The sequence below is a fragment of the Acinetobacter sp. Ag2 genome, from assembly GCF_001005515.1.
GTDB classification, from domain to species: Bacteria; Pseudomonadota; Gammaproteobacteria; order Pseudomonadales; family Moraxellaceae; genus Acinetobacter; species Acinetobacter bereziniae.
In genome coordinates, this window is sequence record NZ_LBNA01000049.1 from 109,470 (window position 1) to 127,377 (window position 17,908).

The following is a 17,908-nucleotide window of genomic DNA, read 5'->3' on the forward strand; positions in this document are numbered from 1 at the left end:
AGCTTCGCCCGATTAAGCAATTCTCTACTTAATGGAAGAATATATTAATAATAAGCACTATTAACTGTTCGATCTTATTTGAAAAATATTGATGCTCAATGACTTACCTCAAGTAAATAAATTAAAAATTTAAAAAGAGCATAAATCTTTATTGATTTTTACCCTTATTTTAAATGATAATAATTATCACTAGCATCTTTATAAAAAATTTATTCCAATGAAACTTTCAACACTAAGCTTATCTGTACGTCATGTTCTTTTCAGCTCTCTCACCTTGATCAGTTGTACCGCAATCGCAGAAGACTTCTCAACACAATTGCCAACAATCGAAGTAAAAGCCGATACAGAAAAAACCACGGGATATACTGAAAGAAAATCTCGAGCAGCAACGAAGCTTGATCTGACCTTGAAGGAAACTCCACAATCCGTAACGGTGATGACCAGCCAACATATCGAAGATCAAAATTTAAATACCGTTGAAGAAGTTTTATCACAAACACCTGGCATTTATGTACAACGCTATGGTGCACAAGGTGCAGTTGGGAATGGTGGAGAATACACATTCTATTATGCACGGGGAAATCAAATCTTGAACTATCAGGTAGATGGTGTAATGACCTCTCCTGCAACCAGTGGCAAAAATGGTTCATCTCTCAGCAATTTAAATCCCATTATTTATGAAAATATTACCGTACTCAAAGGTGCTGCTGGACTCACCAATGGTGCAGGTTATCCAAGTGCCAGTATTAATCTCAATCGTAAACATGCAACCAGTACTACACCAACAGGTCAGATTCAACTCAATGTAGGATCAGATCAAGCGATTCGCTCAACGTTTGATGCGCAAAGTGCCTTAACATCGTCAGGAGAGGTCCGTGGACGAGTCGTCGCTGCTTATGGTCAAAGCAATTCATGGCGTGATTGGGGAGATCAACGTGATGTCACACTTTATACAGTAGTTGATGCAGATCTCAGCGAAAAAACGCAGTTCAGTGTTGGTTCTCTACTCAGTCGCTCTCGTCTCAATGGACAAGGTGTACACGGGATTACTGTATTTGGTGATGATGGCACATTGATGCCGTTCAATCGTGAATTTAACCCCAATGCACGTTGGGCTTATAGCAATGTGGATACACTCAATTTATTTACTGAGTTAAAACATGAATTCAACAATCGTTGGAAAATTCAAGCCAATTATAATTATACCAAACAAGACATTAATGCTTTATATGGTGTCATTGGTGTTGCCCAAGTCGACTACACCAAAATGACTGCATCACTTGCAGCATCGCAAAATGATTTCAGCCCAGAAGAACATAGCTTAGATATTTCAGTCACTGGCGACTACTCTCTTTTAGGACGTGAACATGAATTGATGCTTGGTGCAAGTTATCAAAATCTAAAGAGTAATAACAATGCTTATGCAGGATATAGTAGTAAAGATACGATTAACTTAAACACATGGAATGGACAAATTGCTCTCCCGCCAGAAGCTCGCATTGCGACTGGTGTAAGTAATAAAGACTATCAGCAAAGTGGCTACTATCTTGCAACTCGACTTAATCCGATTGATTCCTTACATATTATTGTGGGTGGGCGTTTGTCCAATTATGATTTAAAAACCCATTCTACAAATACAGTTAGAAATACAGTTTCAGATTCTAAAATAAAAGAATCCAATCAATTTACACCTTATGCAGGGATTACTTTTGATATCTCCTCATATCTTACTGCTTATGCGAGTTATACCAATATTTTCTTACCGCAAACCAACCGTGATTATGCATACAATATGTTAGCCCCACAGCAAGGTGACAATTATGAAGGCGGGTTTAAAGCAAGTTTTTATGATGACCGATTAAATATGAGTGCCGCTTATTTTCAAGCAAAAATGGATAATGTTGCTGAATCTGCTGGAAAATATAGTGATACAGATCAAGCTGTCATCAATGGATGGACAACAGCGGGATCAACTTATTATCACGGCGTCAAAGGTGCAAAAACTCAAGGTTTTGAACTTGAAATTTCAGGGCAAATTTTACCTGAATGGAATATTCAAGCAGGCTATACCCAAGCTGAAACGAAAGATAAAAATGGTCAACGTATCAATACCGATCGCCCTACACAACAATTTAAATTATTCACCACCTACAACTTACCCATGATGGAAAATAAATTAACCGTTGGTGCAGGTGTAAATTGGCAAAATGAATTTTATGATAAAAGTAAAACAGGTCTAAATTATGAAGCTTTTCGTCAAAAATCCTTTGGCTTAGTTGATGTAATGGCTCGTTATGCAATCAACAAAGATCTTAATCTTGGACTAAATGTCAGTAATTTAACTGATGAAAAATACCGTCTAAATACGTGGGCAAATACTTATGGCGATCCACGACGTTATACCGCATCAATTCAATATAAATTTTAAAAATGAATTTGATTTAAAACGTCATTAAAGCACCATGCATGGGTCCAGTCCCATCATGATCAATACTCTAACTATTGATTTACATATAATACCTGCTGCTGATTGAGCAAGTGTTTACTTTTTAAATTGGTGTGATGACATCACAAATATAGAATGGATCTTTCTATGATCAAGAAAACTTTTCTCTACTTGGCTTTGGGCGTATTGTCTATGCAAATCTCAATACCCAGTTTTGCGGATAGCAGCATCAAAATTGGAGAAACACACAACTTCGTGTCCACTGTATTAAATGAAAAAAGAGCAATTCAGGTCTATCTACCAGCCAGCTATAATCAATATCCCAATCAAAAATACCCTGTTGTATACCTTTTAGACAGTGAAAGTAACTTCCATTATGTGACAGGGATTATTGAAAAATTATCTAAGTCTCCTTATCCCTCAATACCTGAAATGGTGGTTATCGGCATAGTCAATACAGATCGAGCACGTGACTTAACACCTACACCGCAAAAGCCTCAAATTAAAGAAGGACGGCTGATCGAAGGTAAAACTGGTGGAAATCTTGCTTTCTTTAATTTTTTAGAAACAGAGCTTATGCCTGACGTAGAAAAAAAATATCGTACTAATGGCTTAAATGTATTGATTGGTCATTCTTTTGGAGGAATCACTGCACTGAATCATATGCTCAATGGTCACAAAAATATTCAAGCTTATATTGTGCATGATCCCAGTATTTGGTGGGATGATGAAATCATGCTCAAGCGTTTTAAGGAAGTAAAGCACAAAGATTTTCAGCATAAAAAACTATTCTTAACACAAGTCGGCAGTAGTGAAAATACCACCAGTTTGGACAGCCATTACAATGGTATTCAAAAATTCAATCAATATTTAACTCAACAACCCTTTGCACATTTGAACTATAAATATATCCAATATGAAGGCGAGGATCACGGTACTGTACCATTGAAAGGTAACCTTGACGGTTTGCGTTATATTTTTGAAGGCATGCAGATCAATATTAAATCAATTCCTGAAAATCCAGATCTGGTCAAACAACATTACACTCAACTCAGTCAAAATTTAGGCTTTGAATTACAACCGAGTGAAGTTTATTTAAATGCCGTTTTTGACTATTTAAAACGCTCAAATAATCCTAAAGTAACACAACAGTTTCAGCGCTATATTCTCTCGATTTACCCACAATGGCAATCCAAAAGCACATCCTAAAAGCTAGTTTTTCCTCATAGTATATGGCTGTCATTTTTATTCAATATAGGGTGGTATTTAGACCTCTACTACCACTCTGTCATTGTTTAAGTTGCTTATCTCTATAATTCACAATTAATTAATTTTTATTAAATAAATCAGACTATTGTTAATTCACTTCACCCCAAGATTATTAATTAAAACGATATATCCATCATTTTATTCAGATCAGTATGCTTATCATAATTTAAACCACTTACCACTCACTTTTTAAAATATACGATTCCACAAAAACAAAAATAAAATCACAGATTATTATTTTTACCTTATTAAACTCACAAATTATTCATATAATGACTACAATTTATAATTCCACGATTAAAATAATTCACACGCATTACCACTCAATAAAAAAATTGAAATATTCATATATTGGCTATAATTTACCTACGGATACACATTAGCAACAGCATTAAGACAAAAAACAAAAGATAAATATATTACTTAAATTTTCATATACTTAATAAGAATAAAAAGATAATAAAACTGCTTTAAAAGCAACAAAAAACTATTAAATTATTATAATAACTTCTTTAATCTAATTTAATTATTTAAATTTACTTATTAAAAATAACCTCTAAATAATAAATTGTTAGACAATTAAAACTTTAATCAATCATAAGAATGCAATCCCTTAAGAATAATTTTATATTCGCTGTATATTTAAATTCAACAAAAAATGATGATGAAATAATTTAAATATAAACCTAAAAATTTACAGCGCTTTAACTAAATAGTATTTTCATTGAAGGCAAAAATTTAAATATCTTATTTCATTATCAAATATAGATTAAATAATAAAGGTGGGCCGTAAAATGATTGAATGGCTACAAGGCGAGTTAAAACATAGTCCAGAAATCCTATTATTCTTATCTTTAGCAATAGGTTTTTGGATCGGTCAATTTCAATTCGGTAAGTTTCAATTTGGGGGGGTTGCAGGATCATTGCTTGTCGCAGTAATTCTGAGCTTGATTGGTGTTCCCATAGACAATGGCGTAAAAGCCATTCTTTTTGCTCTATTTATTTATGCAGTTGGCTTTGAAAGTGGTCCACAGTTTTTTAAATCACTCGGTCCACAATCTATTAAAGAAATTCTGTTGGCGATCTTTATGGCAGTATGTGGTCTGATCACTGTTTTAGCAATGGCAAAAATCTTTAATCTGGATAAAGGTTTAGCCGCTGGGCTTGCAGCAGGTGGAATGACTCAATCCGCAATCATCGGTACAGCAGGAGATGCAATTTCTCGTTTAGATTTACCACTTGCAGAAATCCAAAAGCTCCAAGCCAATGTTGCGATTGGATATGCTGTAACTTATATTTTTGGCTCATTGGGTGCCATTATTGTCTGTGTAAATCTTCTACCAAAATTCATGGGTCGAGAAATACATGATGATGCCTTGAAGGCACAAGCAGAACAGTTAAAAGGTGCTTTTGAACTTGCACCAGGTCAAGAACTGGCAATGCCTGAAATTGTTGGACGAATCTACAAAGTCAAACAAGCCGCGGGACAAACTATTGCAGAACTTGAAACCATTGCCCCAAGTGTGACCATTGAACGATTGAAACGTAAAGATCAGTTTATAGATGTTAGCCCTGACATCAGCTTACAAAAAGATGATGTTGTGCTCGTAGTGGGTCGACGAGCAAGTATTGTTTCCATCGCTGCGTCTATCGGATCTGAATTACAGTCCTCACAAGGTATGGAAATGATCATGGATACGACCGATGTTATTTTGAGAAATTCAAAATATGCCAACCGCACACTTGGTGATATTAAGACCAATACGCCAGATTATTTAAAACATGGCATTTATATCCTTGCGATTAAACGTAACAGTGAAGCTCAAAGGTTGAGTGATGATACTGTACTTCACCAAGGTGATGTCGTGACTGTCTATGGAACAAAAAGTGATCTTGATCGTTTAGTCAAAGAAGCAGGAAAAGCCTTACCTGAGAGTTTAAAAACAGATTGGATTTTTCACGGCGCTGGCTTAGTCGTTGGTTTGGTCATTGGTTTATTTGTTATCCGAATTGGGGATGTACCTTTAACGCTTGGCGCAGGTGGTGGTGCTCTGCTTTCAGGTCTACTCTTCGGTTGGCTTCGTAGCCGAAATCAAGTGCATGGCAACATGCCCTTAGCCGCTTCACAACTACTTAAAGATCTCGGTCTTGCTGGTTTTGTTGCTGCTGTTGGACTGCAATCAGGGCTACAGGCTATTCAAACCATTAAAGAAAGTGGCTTATCGCTCTTTATGATTGGGGTTGTGGTTACCCTAGTCCCACTTATTCTTTCCATGCTCTTTGCCCGTTATGTCCTTCGTTATGACAATGTCGCGGTAATGGCAGGAGCATTAACAGGCTCACGAAGTGCCAATCCTGCTTTTGGTGGCGTACTAGACAAAGCTGGAAATTCGATTCCAACTGTTCCATTTGCAATTACATATGCACTCGCAAATGTATTTTTGACCCTGCTCGGCCCACTGATTGTTGGTTTAGCATAAATAAATTTATAAATCCCAAACACATTGATATCAATATAATGAAGGAGACTTCCCATGGGGAACGTTGATTATTCAAAATACGCAAAACTCAGCCCATTTGAACTTAAAGATGAATTGATTGCTTTGGCACAAAGCCATACTGACCGTATGATGCTCAATGCTGGACGAGGCAATCCCAATTTTCTCGCAACCATTCCACGTCGTGCATTTTTCCAATTGGGTCTATTTTCAGCCACTGAATCAGAATTTTCTTTTTCCTATATGCCAGAAGGGCTTGGTGGATTTCCCCGTGCAGAAGGATTGCAATCACGCTTTGATCATTTCGTTTTAGAAAATCGCGACAAACCTGGTGTTGTTTTTCTTGGGAAAGCGATTTCTTATGTGCGTGATCAATTAGGACTCGATCCAGATGCTTTTTTACTTGAAATGGTCGAAGGTATTCTCGGCTGTAATTATCCAGTTCCTGATCGAATGCTCAAAGTCAGTGAAAAAATTATCAAAGAATACGTTTTACGTGAAATGGGCGTCCAAGGTATGCCTAAAGAGGAACTCGATTTATTTGCAGTTGAAGGGGGGACGGCTGCAATGGCTTATATCTTTAACTCATTAAAAGAAAATAAGATTATTTCACATGGTGATCGTATTGCCATAGGTTCTCCTATCTTTACCCCTTATCTTGAAATTCCCAAACTTAACGATTATCAACTTGAAGAGGTGTTGATCGAGGCTGATCCAAATCTAGGTTGGCAATACCCTGAATCAGAGTTAAGAAAATTAGAAGATCCATCAATCAAAGCCTTTTTCTTGGTCAATCCAAGTAACCCACCTTCGGTTAAAATGAGTGATGAAGGCTTAGCGATTTTGGCTGATATTGTCAAAAAACGCCCTGATCTAATTATCTTAACTGATGACGTTTATGGAACATTTGCTGATAATTTTAAATCTTTGTTTGCGATTTGCCCTGACAATACCATTCTGGTTTATTCTTTCTCTAAATATTTTGGCGCGACAGGTTGGCGTTTGGGTGTCATTGCCTTGAGTAATCATAATATTTTAGATAAAAAAATTGCGGCACTTTCTAAAAAAGACAAGAAAGAGCTCGAAGAACGTTACTCATCCCTCACCACAGATCCATCTAGTATTAAGTTTATTGACCGTCTGGTCGCAGATAGTCGAAACGTCGCATTGAATCATACAGCTGGTTTATCCACACCTCAACAAGTACAAATGGTCCTGTTTGCATTATTCAATATGATGGACTCTCGTCAAAGTTATAAAAAAGCAGTGAAATCTGTGGTAAGAGAACGTGATGCTGCCCTGTATAGACAGCTTGGCGTTGAAGTTCCACAAGATCCAAACGCTGTTGATTACTATACCTTGGTCAATTTAGAAAATACCTCAAGAAAACTATATGGTGATGCGTTTGCTGATTGGGTGATGAAAAATAAGAATCCAACAGAATTACTTTTCCGAGTTGCTGATGAAACAGGTGTAGTGCTGCTTCCGGGTTCAGGTTTTGGTGTTCAACACCCTTCTGCACGTGCCTCGCTTGCCAATTTAAATGAGTTCCAATACGCTGCGATCGGAGCTTCATTACGCAAATTTGCTGAGGAGGCATATGAAGAATATAAAAAAATCAGCAAAAAGAATAAATAAGCATGGATAGCTTAAGTATTCGTTTTAAAAGAAAAAGATCGCATTAATGCGATCTTTTTTGTTTGCGAATGGCTACCCAAGTTAAGCACTATTTACCTGTGGCGATCAAATCTCATCACAGTATGCAAACAGTCTTAATTCTGCACTTTACATTTTATTGCTTTTGCAGGAGTAATATTGGTCGCTGAAACTAATTGAGTTGAATCAAAACCTTCAGTTTCCTCTATAAATAAATGATAGTCTTTAATTTGAATCGTTGCCTGTCCTTCATATTGGCAATAACCTTTTTTAATATTGTCTGGTAACTTAAAAGTCTTTTTTGCTGCATCAAAGTTGCTAAAGCAAAACCATACATCTCGTGTGTCACCTTTTGGACGTGGTATCAGTGCAGCCGAGGTTTTATTGGGTTCAAAGCAAATATCATCCCCCATATAATCCACATATTCAGGGTCTAAATTACGTGAAAATTTTCCTGTTAAAGTAGCTTGTCCCTGATAATTTTTAAAACCAGACTCGGTGTTTGTGTATTTGAAGCTTTGTGCTTGTGCAAATACTGGCAATACCGCTAAGGCAATCAGTAAAATTTTGTTCAACATGCTAATTTCCATTTTATAAAGTGCTAAATTTGCTGTAATTTTACCCAATCTTAACAAATAAAAGAACCACTTAGCTGTCTATTGCATTAGTCTTTTTCTCAACGGCTTAGCTTATTCTACTCATTGAGCTCTCACAACGATTTTTAGACTTTCGCCAAAACCCATGTATTGAAAATGGATTTTAACTTAGACGCTTACTGAACTCCCCCCTTAAGTAGAACATACTTAATCGAGGGAGTTTTATATCAAAACATTAGTCTTGTGAGTCAGGATACAAAGGACGATTTCCGGGGCTAATTCGATTGATATGTAAAAAGGTCATATGACGTTCGTACTTATCTAAAATATCATTAATCACCTGCTCTTTGGTGTATCCGACCAAGTCATTGTCCTGCGAACCTTCGTACAAGAAAGTTTCTAAACGATAGTAATATTGCATACCGCGTTTACCACGCTCACTAAAGGTCGGTGTGATATAACGCACAGGCCAGATCTGATAAATAAAATTAAACTCTTCTTCGATGTAGATGGTTAAATCAAGATGATACAAGGTATCACTATCTTCGACCTCTCCTTGCGTTACTTCGATACTCATGCCACGTTTAACCAACTCATCTGCAACCGTCTGAACCGCAGGTTTACACACGCTATCGAGCATACTCAGTGTTTCACGACTACCAGGATGAAACATGACACGAGACAAACGTTGCTTCCAGTTTAGAATATCAACATTCCCTACTACAGGTGCTGCATTTGGACTACGACTCGCTTTACGATAATCTTCCAAGCGCAAGGATTTATACAAACCTGCCATCACTAACAACATGACAAAACTGAAGGGTAATCCCATAATGACTGTTGCACTTTGCAAGGCGGTGATTCCGTTCGCCATAAGCATGGCTACCGTCAGTAAGCCAATTGCAGTAGCCCAGAAGATACGCAACCAACGTGGGGCATCATGATCAACACTAGAAAATTTGGTCGTGAAGTTCCCGAGTACCAAAGCGCCTGAATCTGCTGAAGTCACGTAGAAAAGTAAACCTGTAATGGTGGCAATACTGGCAATAAAGGCAAAGCCTGGATACTGAGCAAGTAAGTCATAAAAGCCATGTGCAGGATTGGTTAATACGGTTTGTGCCAGTGTGCTATTACCATCAAAGATCACACTATGTAAGGCACTATTACCGAAAATAGACAACCATGTGATAGTGAACAACAGAGGAATGATCAAAGTTCCACAAACGAATTCACGGATTGTACGACCGCGAGAAATCCTCGCCAGAAATAATCCGACAAATGGAGACCAAGCTACCCACCATGCCCAGAAGAACAAGGTCCAGCTATTCATCCAGTCTTTTGGTCGATCAAAGGCAAAACTTTCTAAAGCTAAACTCGGGAAGCGACTAATATAATCACCAAAGTTTTGTACCAGTGCATTGAGCAGAAATTCGGTATTCCCAAGGAACAATACGAACAGCATCAAGCCAATTGCGGCATAGATATTAATTTCAGACAAAACCTTGATGCCTTTATTTACACCAGCGGTGACTGAAATAATAGTCACAATCACAGCAACTAAAATCAGCGCAATCTGAATCCAGAGATTCTCTGGGATATCCAACAGCACATGAAGACCATAATTAATCTGAACTACTGCAATACCACAGGTGGTAGCAATACCAAAGATCGTTCCGATCACAGCAGCAATATCAACCGTATGCCCAATAGGACCATCAATTTTTTTACCAAAGATTGGATATAGTGCAGAACGAATCGTTAATGGCAAATTATAGCGGTAACTAAAATATCCCAATGCCATCCCCACCAAGGCGTACATCCCCCACCCTGTTAAGCCATAGTGGAATAATGTCCAAACCATGCCCTGACGTGCAGCTTCATAAGTCTGTCCTTCACCTATGGGTGGATTCATATAATGCGATAACGGTTCTGCAACCGAGAAGAACATTAAGTCGGTCCCAATTCCAGCAGCGAACAGCATCGCAGACCAACTTAATAGACTAAACTCAGGTTTCGAATGCTTTGGACCAAGTTTGATATCGCCATAACGTGAGAAAGCGATAAAAATCACAAAGACTAAGTACAATGTTGCAGCTAATAAATAGTACCAGCTGAATTTATCACTGACCCACGCCAACACAACATTCAATAAATGATTGGCAAAGTCGTTAAATAAAATCGTAACAAGTGCAAATGTTAAAATAAGTAGAGCTGAAATATAAAAGACCACACGATTTAAATGGTCTTTATTTGCTAATGCAGCATCATCAACTGCTCTTGGATTATCTGTTGCCATACAATCCTCAGGAAGTTAGAGAAGAAAAAGAAAATATTCATCTACATCTTTCCATCGCTTAATCAATGAAAATAAATATCTGAATAGAAAATGAAAAACAAAAGTTATTTACCCAATTTAAAATGTTTCTGATTTTTCAGTGATGTAATGATGTGATAACTGAGTTAATTTCGTGATCACTCGCATTGCTAAAGGATTAAATTTATCCTATTTGAGTGTATTGGCTAAGCCAAACATAAACAGCAAAATGATGATGGAGAATAATAAACCAAAGCGCATCACTGCCCTTTGTAAGCCGAAGCTTGCTATTAACAACTGTCAGATAAAGACGATACTAATCACTACAGACCAAAAAATGAGTAATCAAATTGCTGAGACACTTTTATTACTTCCCCTTTCGAGGAAAGATTTGCAACCTGAGTATAACAGAACCTACAAAGTCAAAAACAATATGAAACAAATCACAACACCCTATTAACATACGGGTTCAAAGATAGATTGGAGAAGCTTAATTCAAGATAAACGGAATGAATGAAACAGAGTCATTGAAACCTTTTTGATCTTTAGTACTTGTGTGGAGGTGATTATGATAATAAGACTAATAGAATTGATAAAGAAGCTTACTGTAGAAATCAATAGATAAGCCCTCATCATCAAGAGAATATTATTGTTCTTTTGCTTTTAGATTTTTACTTGTGAATCTAAAAGCATTTAGCACCTGTTACACGTGTGTCACTCCTGTGTAACATCATATCTTGATAGTACGTTATTCTCAAATGATGTTAGTGATAGTAATTTAGGCATTAAAAAGCCCTAAACTGTTGAAGTTTAAGGCTTAGTTATTCATATAAAGTTATAAGAGTTTATATGATTTTAGATATATGGTGGAGATGGCGGGAGTTGAACCCGCGTCCGCCAACACTACACTCGAGAATACTACATGCTTAGATATCGTCAATTATTTTAACGCTAAGTGACCCGACGAACAGGGTACAAAACGCGATCCTCTAAATTTAGTACAAAGCCCCGAGGCTTGACTTTATACGGACTTGTGTGCGTGCGCTTCGGTCGGGTTCACTGACCACAAGTATTCAGTGAAGCGGACAAACTGCCCTTAGGCAGCTAGAGCGTAAGATTCGTCGTTTGCGACTAAAATATGCAAATTTTATTTACGAGAGAAAATGCGCTCTCGGCATGCATCTATGAGCTTCATCATCAGCGTCGAAGCCAATAACATCCCCAGATAACAGACTCATCATAACATAAATGTTGTAAATTAAGCAGATAATTCACGACATTTATTCTAAATGATGCGCCTAGTCCTATAATTGCGCTACTATCAGTATTTTTCAAGGGACAAATATAAAAAAGATGAGCTATTTACTCTCACTTGATCAAGGAACGACCTCTAGCCGTGCAATCATCTTTGATGAGCATGGAAAAGTATATGCTTCAGCACAACGTGAAATCCAAATCAAAACGCCGCATTCGGGATGGGTAGAACAAGATGCGATGGAAATATGGACCACACAAATTGCCGTGGTTCAACAAGCGATTGCCTCTGCCAGATTACTTGCCAAAGACATCAAAGCCCTCGGCTTAACCAATCAACGCGAAACAACCGTTGTATGGGACAAAAGAAATGGAAAGCCACTTGCCCCTGCTATTGTTTGGCAAGATCGACGTGCGACTGACTGGTGTAATCAATTGAGCCAGCAAAATTTATCTGAAAAAATTCACAAAAAAACAGGATTAAGAATTGATCCTTATTTCAGTGCAGGAAAGTTGGTTTGGCTATTGGACAATGTTGAAGGATTAAGACAACTGGCTGAGCAAAACCATGTTGCTTTTGGAACAATTGACAGTTGGCTGATCTGGAATTTAACCCAAGGCTCAGAACATGTGATCGAAGCCAGTAATGCGTCTCGTACCATGTTGATGGATTTAAAAACTCAGCAATGGGACCAAGAACTCTTAGAAATATTTAATATTCCCCCAAGTGTGCTTCCTCAAATTATTCAATCAGACTGTTATATTGCCAATACTGCGACAGGGTTATTGGGTGCTGAAATTCCAATTTGCGGTGTATTAGGTGATCAACAATCTGCGCTATTTGGTCAATCTTGTTTTGAAGCAGGTACAGCAAAAAATACCTATGGCACGGGCTGCTTTATGCTATTCAACACAGGAAACGAAATTCAGTATAGTCAAAATAAACTGCTCACGACCTTAGCATGGAACTGTCAAAACCAGTCGAACTATGCCCTTGAAGGCAGTGTGTTTATGGCTGGAGCAATCGTGCAATGGTTGCGAGATGGTTTAGGCATTATCAAAAACAGTGCTGAAGTCGAAAAGTTGGCATGCCAAGTCAACACGACTGATGGTGTTGTGCTTGTACCTGCATTTACAGGTTTGGGGGCACCGCATTGGGACAGTGATGCGCGTGCATTACTCTGTGGCATGTCACGCGGAACCAATAAGTCACATATTGCCAGAGCAGCTTTGGAATCTATCGCATTTCAAGTTTCCGACGTCCTTACAGCAATGCAGTCGGATATTTCTCAGCCTTTAAAAGAACTCCGTGTAGATGGTGGAGCAAGCCAAAATGATATGCTGATGCAATTTCAAGCTGACATTTTAAATGTCCCTGTATTACGTCCAAAGCTTTTGGAGTCTACCGCATGGGGAGCGGCAGCTATGGCAGGTCTTAAAACCAATGTATTTACTAATCTAAATGAAATTTCAGAATCTTGGCAGTTAGATCGAGCTTTTGAGCCGAATATGAGCAATGATCAACGTGAGTATCATTTAAGCTTATGGAATGATGCTTTACAAAGAGCAAAGTCTAGTTAAAGTGTATTCTTTGGAAACTGGGCGATATGTTTACTCAAGATAGCTTTTGCCCAGTTGCTAAATTAAATTCGCTCGACGAAAAGCACACCATTTAAATGGTCAATTTCATGCTGAACAATTCGAGCAGGAAAACCATGAAAGGTCTGAATCACTTTCTGACCGTTTAAACTAAAAAACTGCACTGTAATCTGTTCAGCCCGAGCCACTTGCCCACGTTCATCAGGTACGCTCAAACAACCTTCTTCTCCCAATACAGCTTGTACTGATTGCTCAATGATTTCAGGATTGACCATGGTGATGGCATCCATTTCAGGCGCATCAGGATAACGAGGATTAGATCGTGAAGCGACGATAATCACACGCTTAGAAATATAAACTTGCGGTGCTGCAATCCCGACTCCATTTCGCTCCAACATCGTTGTCTTTAGTGCTTTGGCAAGTTCTTCCAACCAAGTACTTGAAAACTCAGTGTCAGCAACAGGGGCTGCAATTAATTTTAAAATATCTTCACCACGTTGGGCGATGGGTAAAATGATACTCATGGTCTTATCTGATTTATCAGCATATCGTTCAATGCCTTGATTTTAACATTTAGCGATTCAATCGCAATTGAATAATTCCATACAAGCAATTCACTTTTTGTGCTCAACTCTTATTGTTCAAATATCAAATTTAAAACTGTTTCTTTAATTCAATTTTAATCATGATCTTGTAAATAACAGTCACTCACTCATGAGATTGTACCAATGAATAGTACCACCTTATTTCTCGGTTTGATTTTTAGTTCGATTGGATTAGGTTATTTTATTTATGGAAAAAAACAAAAAATGATCGTGCCCTTCATCTGTGGTATCGCTTTAATGATTTTTCCCTATTTCATTGAAAATAATCTGTTGATCAGCGCTATTGGAATGATTCTTAGCCTCATCCCATGGTTTATTCGCATATAGTGGCATCTTTTTTCCTAAAGCTTTCATAAGCGAAGACATAAATCATCAGACACCCATAATAATTTTTTGACACGATCAAAATAAAGATTGATTATTCAAGGAAAAAATTGTTTATTAAAATTTTATTTTCGACTATTTTTAGATATTACAACATGGATGAAAAAACAAATCTTAATCAGGAAGATAAACGCACGCTTGGTCTCTCCTCTTTGGGTGGTGCACTCGAATTTTATGATTTTGTGATTTATGTATTCTACGCAAAAATCATTGCTGAACTATTTTTCCCCAGCACACTGAGTCCTTTTTGGGCGATGTTGAACACCTATGGAATTTTTGCGGCTGGGTATTTCTTCCGTCCTTTGGGCGGAATTGTCATGGCACATTTTGGGGATTTAGTAGGACGTAAGCGTCTATTTAGTCTATCTATTTTATTAATGGCACTGCCAACCTTAATGATTGGTCTCATGCCAACCTATACTGATATAGGTCTTGCCGCTCCGCTATTATTACTGCTTATGCGTGTGGTACAAGGGATTGCCATCGGTGGTGAAATTCCAGCAGCATGGACTTTTGTTTCAGAACATGTCCCTGAAAAGAAAATTGGCTTTGCCAATGGTCTACTCACAGCAGGCTTATCGTTAGGAATTTTATTGGGATCACTAACATCATTATTGATTTCACTCAAATTTAATGAAACAGAAATTCACGCTTGGGCTTGGCGTATTCCCTTTATTTTGGGCGGAATATTTGGATTAATTGCTTTATATCTAAGAAGCTATCTCAAAGAAACACCTGTATTTAAAGCCATGCAAGCACGTAAAGAACTCTCTAAAGCGCTACCAATCAAACAAGTCTTAAGCTCCCATAAGTCAGCGGTTTTGATAGGAATGCTGTTTACTTGGTTTTTAACGGGTTGTGTCGTGGTCATTATTTTAGCGATGCCTAATTTACTCACGGGGACTTTTGCTTTTCAACGTACAGATGCATTTCAAATGCAAAGTGCTGCAATCTTAATGCAGATGTTGGGTTGTGTGATTGCAGGAACATTGGCTGATCGCTTTGGTGCAGGTCGTATTATGTTCTGGGGTTCACTGTGTGTCGCTGTTATTTCAGCTATTTTTTACAACAGTTTGGAGCATGTAACTACATCCACCATTTTTAGCCTCTATATGCTATTGGGTTTATTTTCAGGTACGGTAGGTATAGTTTCTTATAGCATGGTAAAAATGTTTCCTGCACAAATTCGTTTTTCAGGAATTTCTTTTTCTTATAACGTTGCTTATGCCATCGCAGGTGGATTAACGCTCCCATTAGTACAATGGCTCAGTTTATATAGTGATATTGGTGCAATGTACTATATTGTCGTGTTGTGTTGCTTCACCCTACTGACCAGCTTAATTTACCGAAAAAAATTTGAAATACATTAGGGTCTGTGGACAATTCGTCTATGTTTGCAACTAGGTGTGTTTTTTAGGCGATTCTAGGCGCGAAATACGAAATTTAGTCATTCTAAATGAGTAGTTCGGAACGACGAAGCGACAAAAAACACACTAGTCCCGAAGGGTTGTGGCTAAAATTATCTCAGGCTACGTTATGAAACTTAAAAATAGTCTCGCTATTCTCTTCATTTCATGCCTTACCTGCTCAATTTTAACCTACAACGCAAGCCATTTATGAAATGTCCACAGCCCCTAAATCACTTGTTTAGATTCCATTGAATGGGTAATTTTAATTTCCAAGAAATGACGAACTTGATTGCGCCCATTCTTTTTTGCCAAATATAACGCTTGATCTGCCTGACGAATAATTTCTTCTTTGGTAATTCCAAAAGGATTGATTGAGGCTGCAACGCCAAAACTTGCAGTAATGCTAATTTTGCGTTGAGTATCCAGTAAAATCACTTCTTTCTCAATTGCTTTACGGCATCGCTCAGCGATATCAATGGCTTTGGCGAGCTGACCACCTCTGGTCAAAATGATAAATTCCTCACCACCAAAGCGTCCAACAATATCCTCTTCATGGATATTTTCAGTCAATATCCCAGCAACTTGTTGTAAAACGATATCGCCTATATCGTGACCATATTTATCATTAATATCTTTAAAATAATCAAGGTCTAACAACACAATCGCAAAAGAGCTTTGTTGTTGTTTGAGCATATCAATATTTTCACTGATTTTACGACGATTAAAAATGCCAGTTAAAGGATCAATAATACTCACTTGCTCAATCATTTTTTCGCGTTTACGCCACTGTGTAAGAAGAACCTCAAACAAAACTAAACTTGCAAAGAAAATTGGAATATAAAAATACAGCATGCAATATACCCAAAATGCATTGCGATACAACGGCATTACCAGCAGTTCTTCACTGAAAATCGGGGCATATCTAATCTGACCTGTAAGACTCAATACAATACAAATCAACATAAAACAACTAATTGGAATAACTGTTAAATAAACAACCCGCCGTTCAAACAACACCAAACCAACCGTAATCAAGCTGACAAAACCAGCAGTCGAAGCTGGACTAAAGATACCTATACAATAAGCACCATAAATAAAAATAGTGCCAAAATATACAATCGTTATATAAGGAATAATTTTTTCAAAAATAGAAATTTTTTTTAAAGATCGAATCAGAAAAATGAGCACAAAAAAACCAATTGTGGCAAGAGACAACATCCGAATATACGTTGGATAAAAGGCTTGATTAATCCAAGGTTGTATATCTACTTTTGCTTCACTGAAATACCACCATATGATCCATAACAAAACATCTATACCACCAAGTAATAGGACCAAGCTGCACTTTTTATAATTACTCCAATTCATGATCATGTTGTCGTGTATAAAAATTTCAGCGGAGGAATGTATTACCCCTCTATTTTTTTGCTTCATATTACCATTCACCCGTCAAAAATAGTGAATTACTCTCTATTTTTATTTTTCATATCGATGATTAAAATATAACACTTAGAAAAATCAAAGTAAGTCATTTTTTTAAATAGTACCATTTCTTAATTCTATTTATTTTAATAGCAAGACTAAATTGAATGAAATAAGTTGGTTTGTTTTGATTTCACACATTGGATAGCATTCATTTAAACCATTAGATAAATTTAACTCATTGTATTTATTTAAACAAACCAAAATAAAAAGAACTTTGAGTTCAATAATAATATATAATTACAGTAAATAAAATTTAAAACAACGACAAGTTTATCTTTTAAAAATATTTACATACATATACTTATAGCTGTATTTTATTTTAAAATGAATAAAAAAATATTCAAAATTACTGTATTTATTTAAGTTATAAAATTTAATTTTTTAATTTTAGTG

11 protein-coding genes, 1 other RNA gene and 1 pseudogene are annotated in these 17,908 nt (G+C 37.1%); 7 read left to right on the forward strand and 6 right to left on the reverse strand.

Annotated features, from left to right (window positions below; all coding sequences use genetic code 11):
• Positions 1 to 217: 217 nt before the first annotated feature.
• From AAV97_RS10875 to AAV97_RS10890, 4 genes are all read left to right on the forward strand, one after another.
• Entirely contained in the window at positions 218 to 2,428 is a 2,211-nt protein-coding gene (locus tag AAV97_RS10875) for a TonB-dependent siderophore receptor (RefSeq protein ID WP_046760576.1), read from the forward strand.
• 165 nt (positions 2,429 to 2,593) lie between these two features.
• Positions 2,594 to 3,655, forward strand: coding sequence for an alpha/beta hydrolase (locus AAV97_RS10880; RefSeq protein WP_046760577.1), 1,062 nt, complete (start codon positions 2,594 to 2,596; stop codon positions 3,653 to 3,655).
• An 854-nt stretch (positions 3,656 to 4,509) separates the two neighbouring features.
• Positions 4,510 to 6,195 (forward strand): aspartate-alanine antiporter, encoded by a 1,686-nt coding sequence (gene aspT, locus AAV97_RS10885; RefSeq protein ID WP_046760578.1) that lies wholly within the window; start codon positions 4,510 to 4,512, stop codon positions 6,193 to 6,195.
• Between the two features lie 54 nt (positions 6,196 to 6,249).
• Positions 6,250 to 7,851 (forward strand): bifunctional aspartate transaminase/aspartate 4-decarboxylase, encoded by a 1,602-nt coding sequence (locus AAV97_RS10890; RefSeq protein WP_005033338.1) that lies wholly within the window; start codon positions 6,250 to 6,252, stop codon positions 7,849 to 7,851.
• 134 nt (positions 7,852 to 7,985) lie between these two features.
• On the opposite strand, the gene AAV97_RS10895 is transcribed toward AAV97_RS10890, so the two are convergent.
• The 4 genes and pseudogenes from AAV97_RS10895 to ssrA form a co-directional block, all read right to left on the reverse strand.
• A complete protein-coding gene (locus tag AAV97_RS10895; RefSeq protein ID WP_171248712.1) occupies positions 7,986 to 8,447 on the reverse strand; it encodes a hypothetical protein in 462 nt (153 codons plus the stop codon).
• A 253-nt stretch (positions 8,448 to 8,700) separates the two neighbouring features.
• On the reverse strand, positions 8,701 to 10,761 hold the full coding sequence (locus AAV97_RS10900) for a choline transporter (protein WP_005033340.1): 2,061 nt from the start codon (positions 10,759 to 10,761) through the stop codon (positions 8,701 to 8,703).
• 210 nt (positions 10,762 to 10,971) lie between these two features.
• Positions 10,972 to 11,229 (reverse strand): annotated as a pseudogene (locus AAV97_RS21605) (BCCT family transporter); the annotation flags it as partial.
• Positions 11,230 to 11,643: 414 nt separating this feature from the next.
• Positions 11,644 to 12,002: a transfer-messenger RNA gene (gene ssrA, locus AAV97_RS20890) on the reverse strand.
• Positions 12,003 to 12,132: 130 nt separating this feature from the next.
• Here ssrA and glpK point away from each other — a divergent pair.
• Positions 12,133 to 13,614, forward strand: a complete 1,482-nt coding sequence (gene glpK / locus AAV97_RS10910) for a glycerol kinase GlpK (RefSeq protein WP_046760580.1) — start codon at positions 12,133 to 12,135, stop codon at positions 13,612 to 13,614.
• 62 nt (positions 13,615 to 13,676) lie between these two features.
• Here the strand turns inward: glpK and def are convergent, their stop codons facing one another.
• The gene (gene def / locus AAV97_RS10915) at positions 13,677 to 14,156 is read right to left on the reverse strand and encodes a peptide deformylase (protein ID WP_046760581.1); all 480 of its coding nucleotides are present in this window, start codon (positions 14,154 to 14,156) and stop codon (positions 13,677 to 13,679) included.
• A gap of 204 nt (positions 14,157 to 14,360) precedes the next feature.
• On the opposite strand from def, the gene AAV97_RS21415 reads away from it, so the two are divergent.
• Together AAV97_RS21415 and AAV97_RS10925 are read left to right on the forward strand one after the other, a co-directional pair.
• Positions 14,361 to 14,564, forward strand: a complete 204-nt coding sequence (locus tag AAV97_RS21415; protein WP_005033343.1) for a hypothetical protein — start codon at positions 14,361 to 14,363, stop codon at positions 14,562 to 14,564.
• Positions 14,565 to 14,716: 152 nt separating this feature from the next.
• The gene (locus tag AAV97_RS10925; protein ID WP_005033345.1) at positions 14,717 to 15,991 is read left to right on the forward strand and encodes an MFS transporter; all 1,275 of its coding nucleotides are present in this window, start codon (positions 14,717 to 14,719) and stop codon (positions 15,989 to 15,991) included.
• 264 nt (positions 15,992 to 16,255) lie between these two features.
• On the opposite strand, the gene AAV97_RS10930 is transcribed toward AAV97_RS10925, so the two are convergent.
• The gene (locus tag AAV97_RS10930) at positions 16,256 to 17,398 is read right to left on the reverse strand and encodes a GGDEF domain-containing protein (RefSeq protein WP_052455966.1); all 1,143 of its coding nucleotides are present in this window, start codon (positions 17,396 to 17,398) and stop codon (positions 16,256 to 16,258) included.
• Positions 17,399 to 17,908: the final 510 nt, after the last annotated feature.

Excerpts from the sequence above, each read along its gene's own strand:
- AAV97_RS10900 (WP_005033340.1), bottom strand. The coding sequence starts at position 10,761 with ATGGCAACAGATAATCCAAGAGCAGTTGATGATGCTGCATTAGCAAAT.
- aspT (WP_046760578.1), top strand. The coding sequence starts at position 4,510 with ATGATTGAATGGCTACAAGGCGAGTTAAAACATAGTCCAGAAATCCTA.
- AAV97_RS10925 (WP_005033345.1), top strand. The coding sequence starts at position 14,717 with ATGGATGAAAAAACAAATCTTAATCAGGAAGATAAACGCACGCTTGGT.
- def (WP_046760581.1), bottom strand. The coding sequence starts at position 14,156 with ATGAGTATCATTTTACCCATCGCCCAACGTGGTGAAGATATTTTAAAA.
- glpK (WP_046760580.1), top strand. The coding sequence starts at position 12,133 with ATGAGCTATTTACTCTCACTTGATCAAGGAACGACCTCTAGCCGTGCA.
- AAV97_RS10890 (WP_005033338.1), top strand. The coding sequence starts at position 6,250 with ATGGGGAACGTTGATTATTCAAAATACGCAAAACTCAGCCCATTTGAA.
- AAV97_RS10875 (WP_046760576.1), top strand. The coding sequence starts at position 218 with ATGAAACTTTCAACACTAAGCTTATCTGTACGTCATGTTCTTTTCAGC.
- AAV97_RS10930 (WP_052455966.1), bottom strand. The coding sequence starts at position 17,398 with ATGAATTGGAGTAATTATAAAAAGTGCAGCTTGGTCCTATTACTTGGT.
- AAV97_RS21415 (WP_005033343.1), top strand. The coding sequence starts at position 14,361 with ATGAATAGTACCACCTTATTTCTCGGTTTGATTTTTAGTTCGATTGGA.
- AAV97_RS10880 (WP_046760577.1), top strand. The coding sequence starts at position 2,594 with ATGATCAAGAAAACTTTTCTCTACTTGGCTTTGGGCGTATTGTCTATG.
- AAV97_RS10895 (WP_171248712.1), bottom strand. The coding sequence starts at position 8,447 with ATGTTGAACAAAATTTTACTGATTGCCTTAGCGGTATTGCCAGTATTT.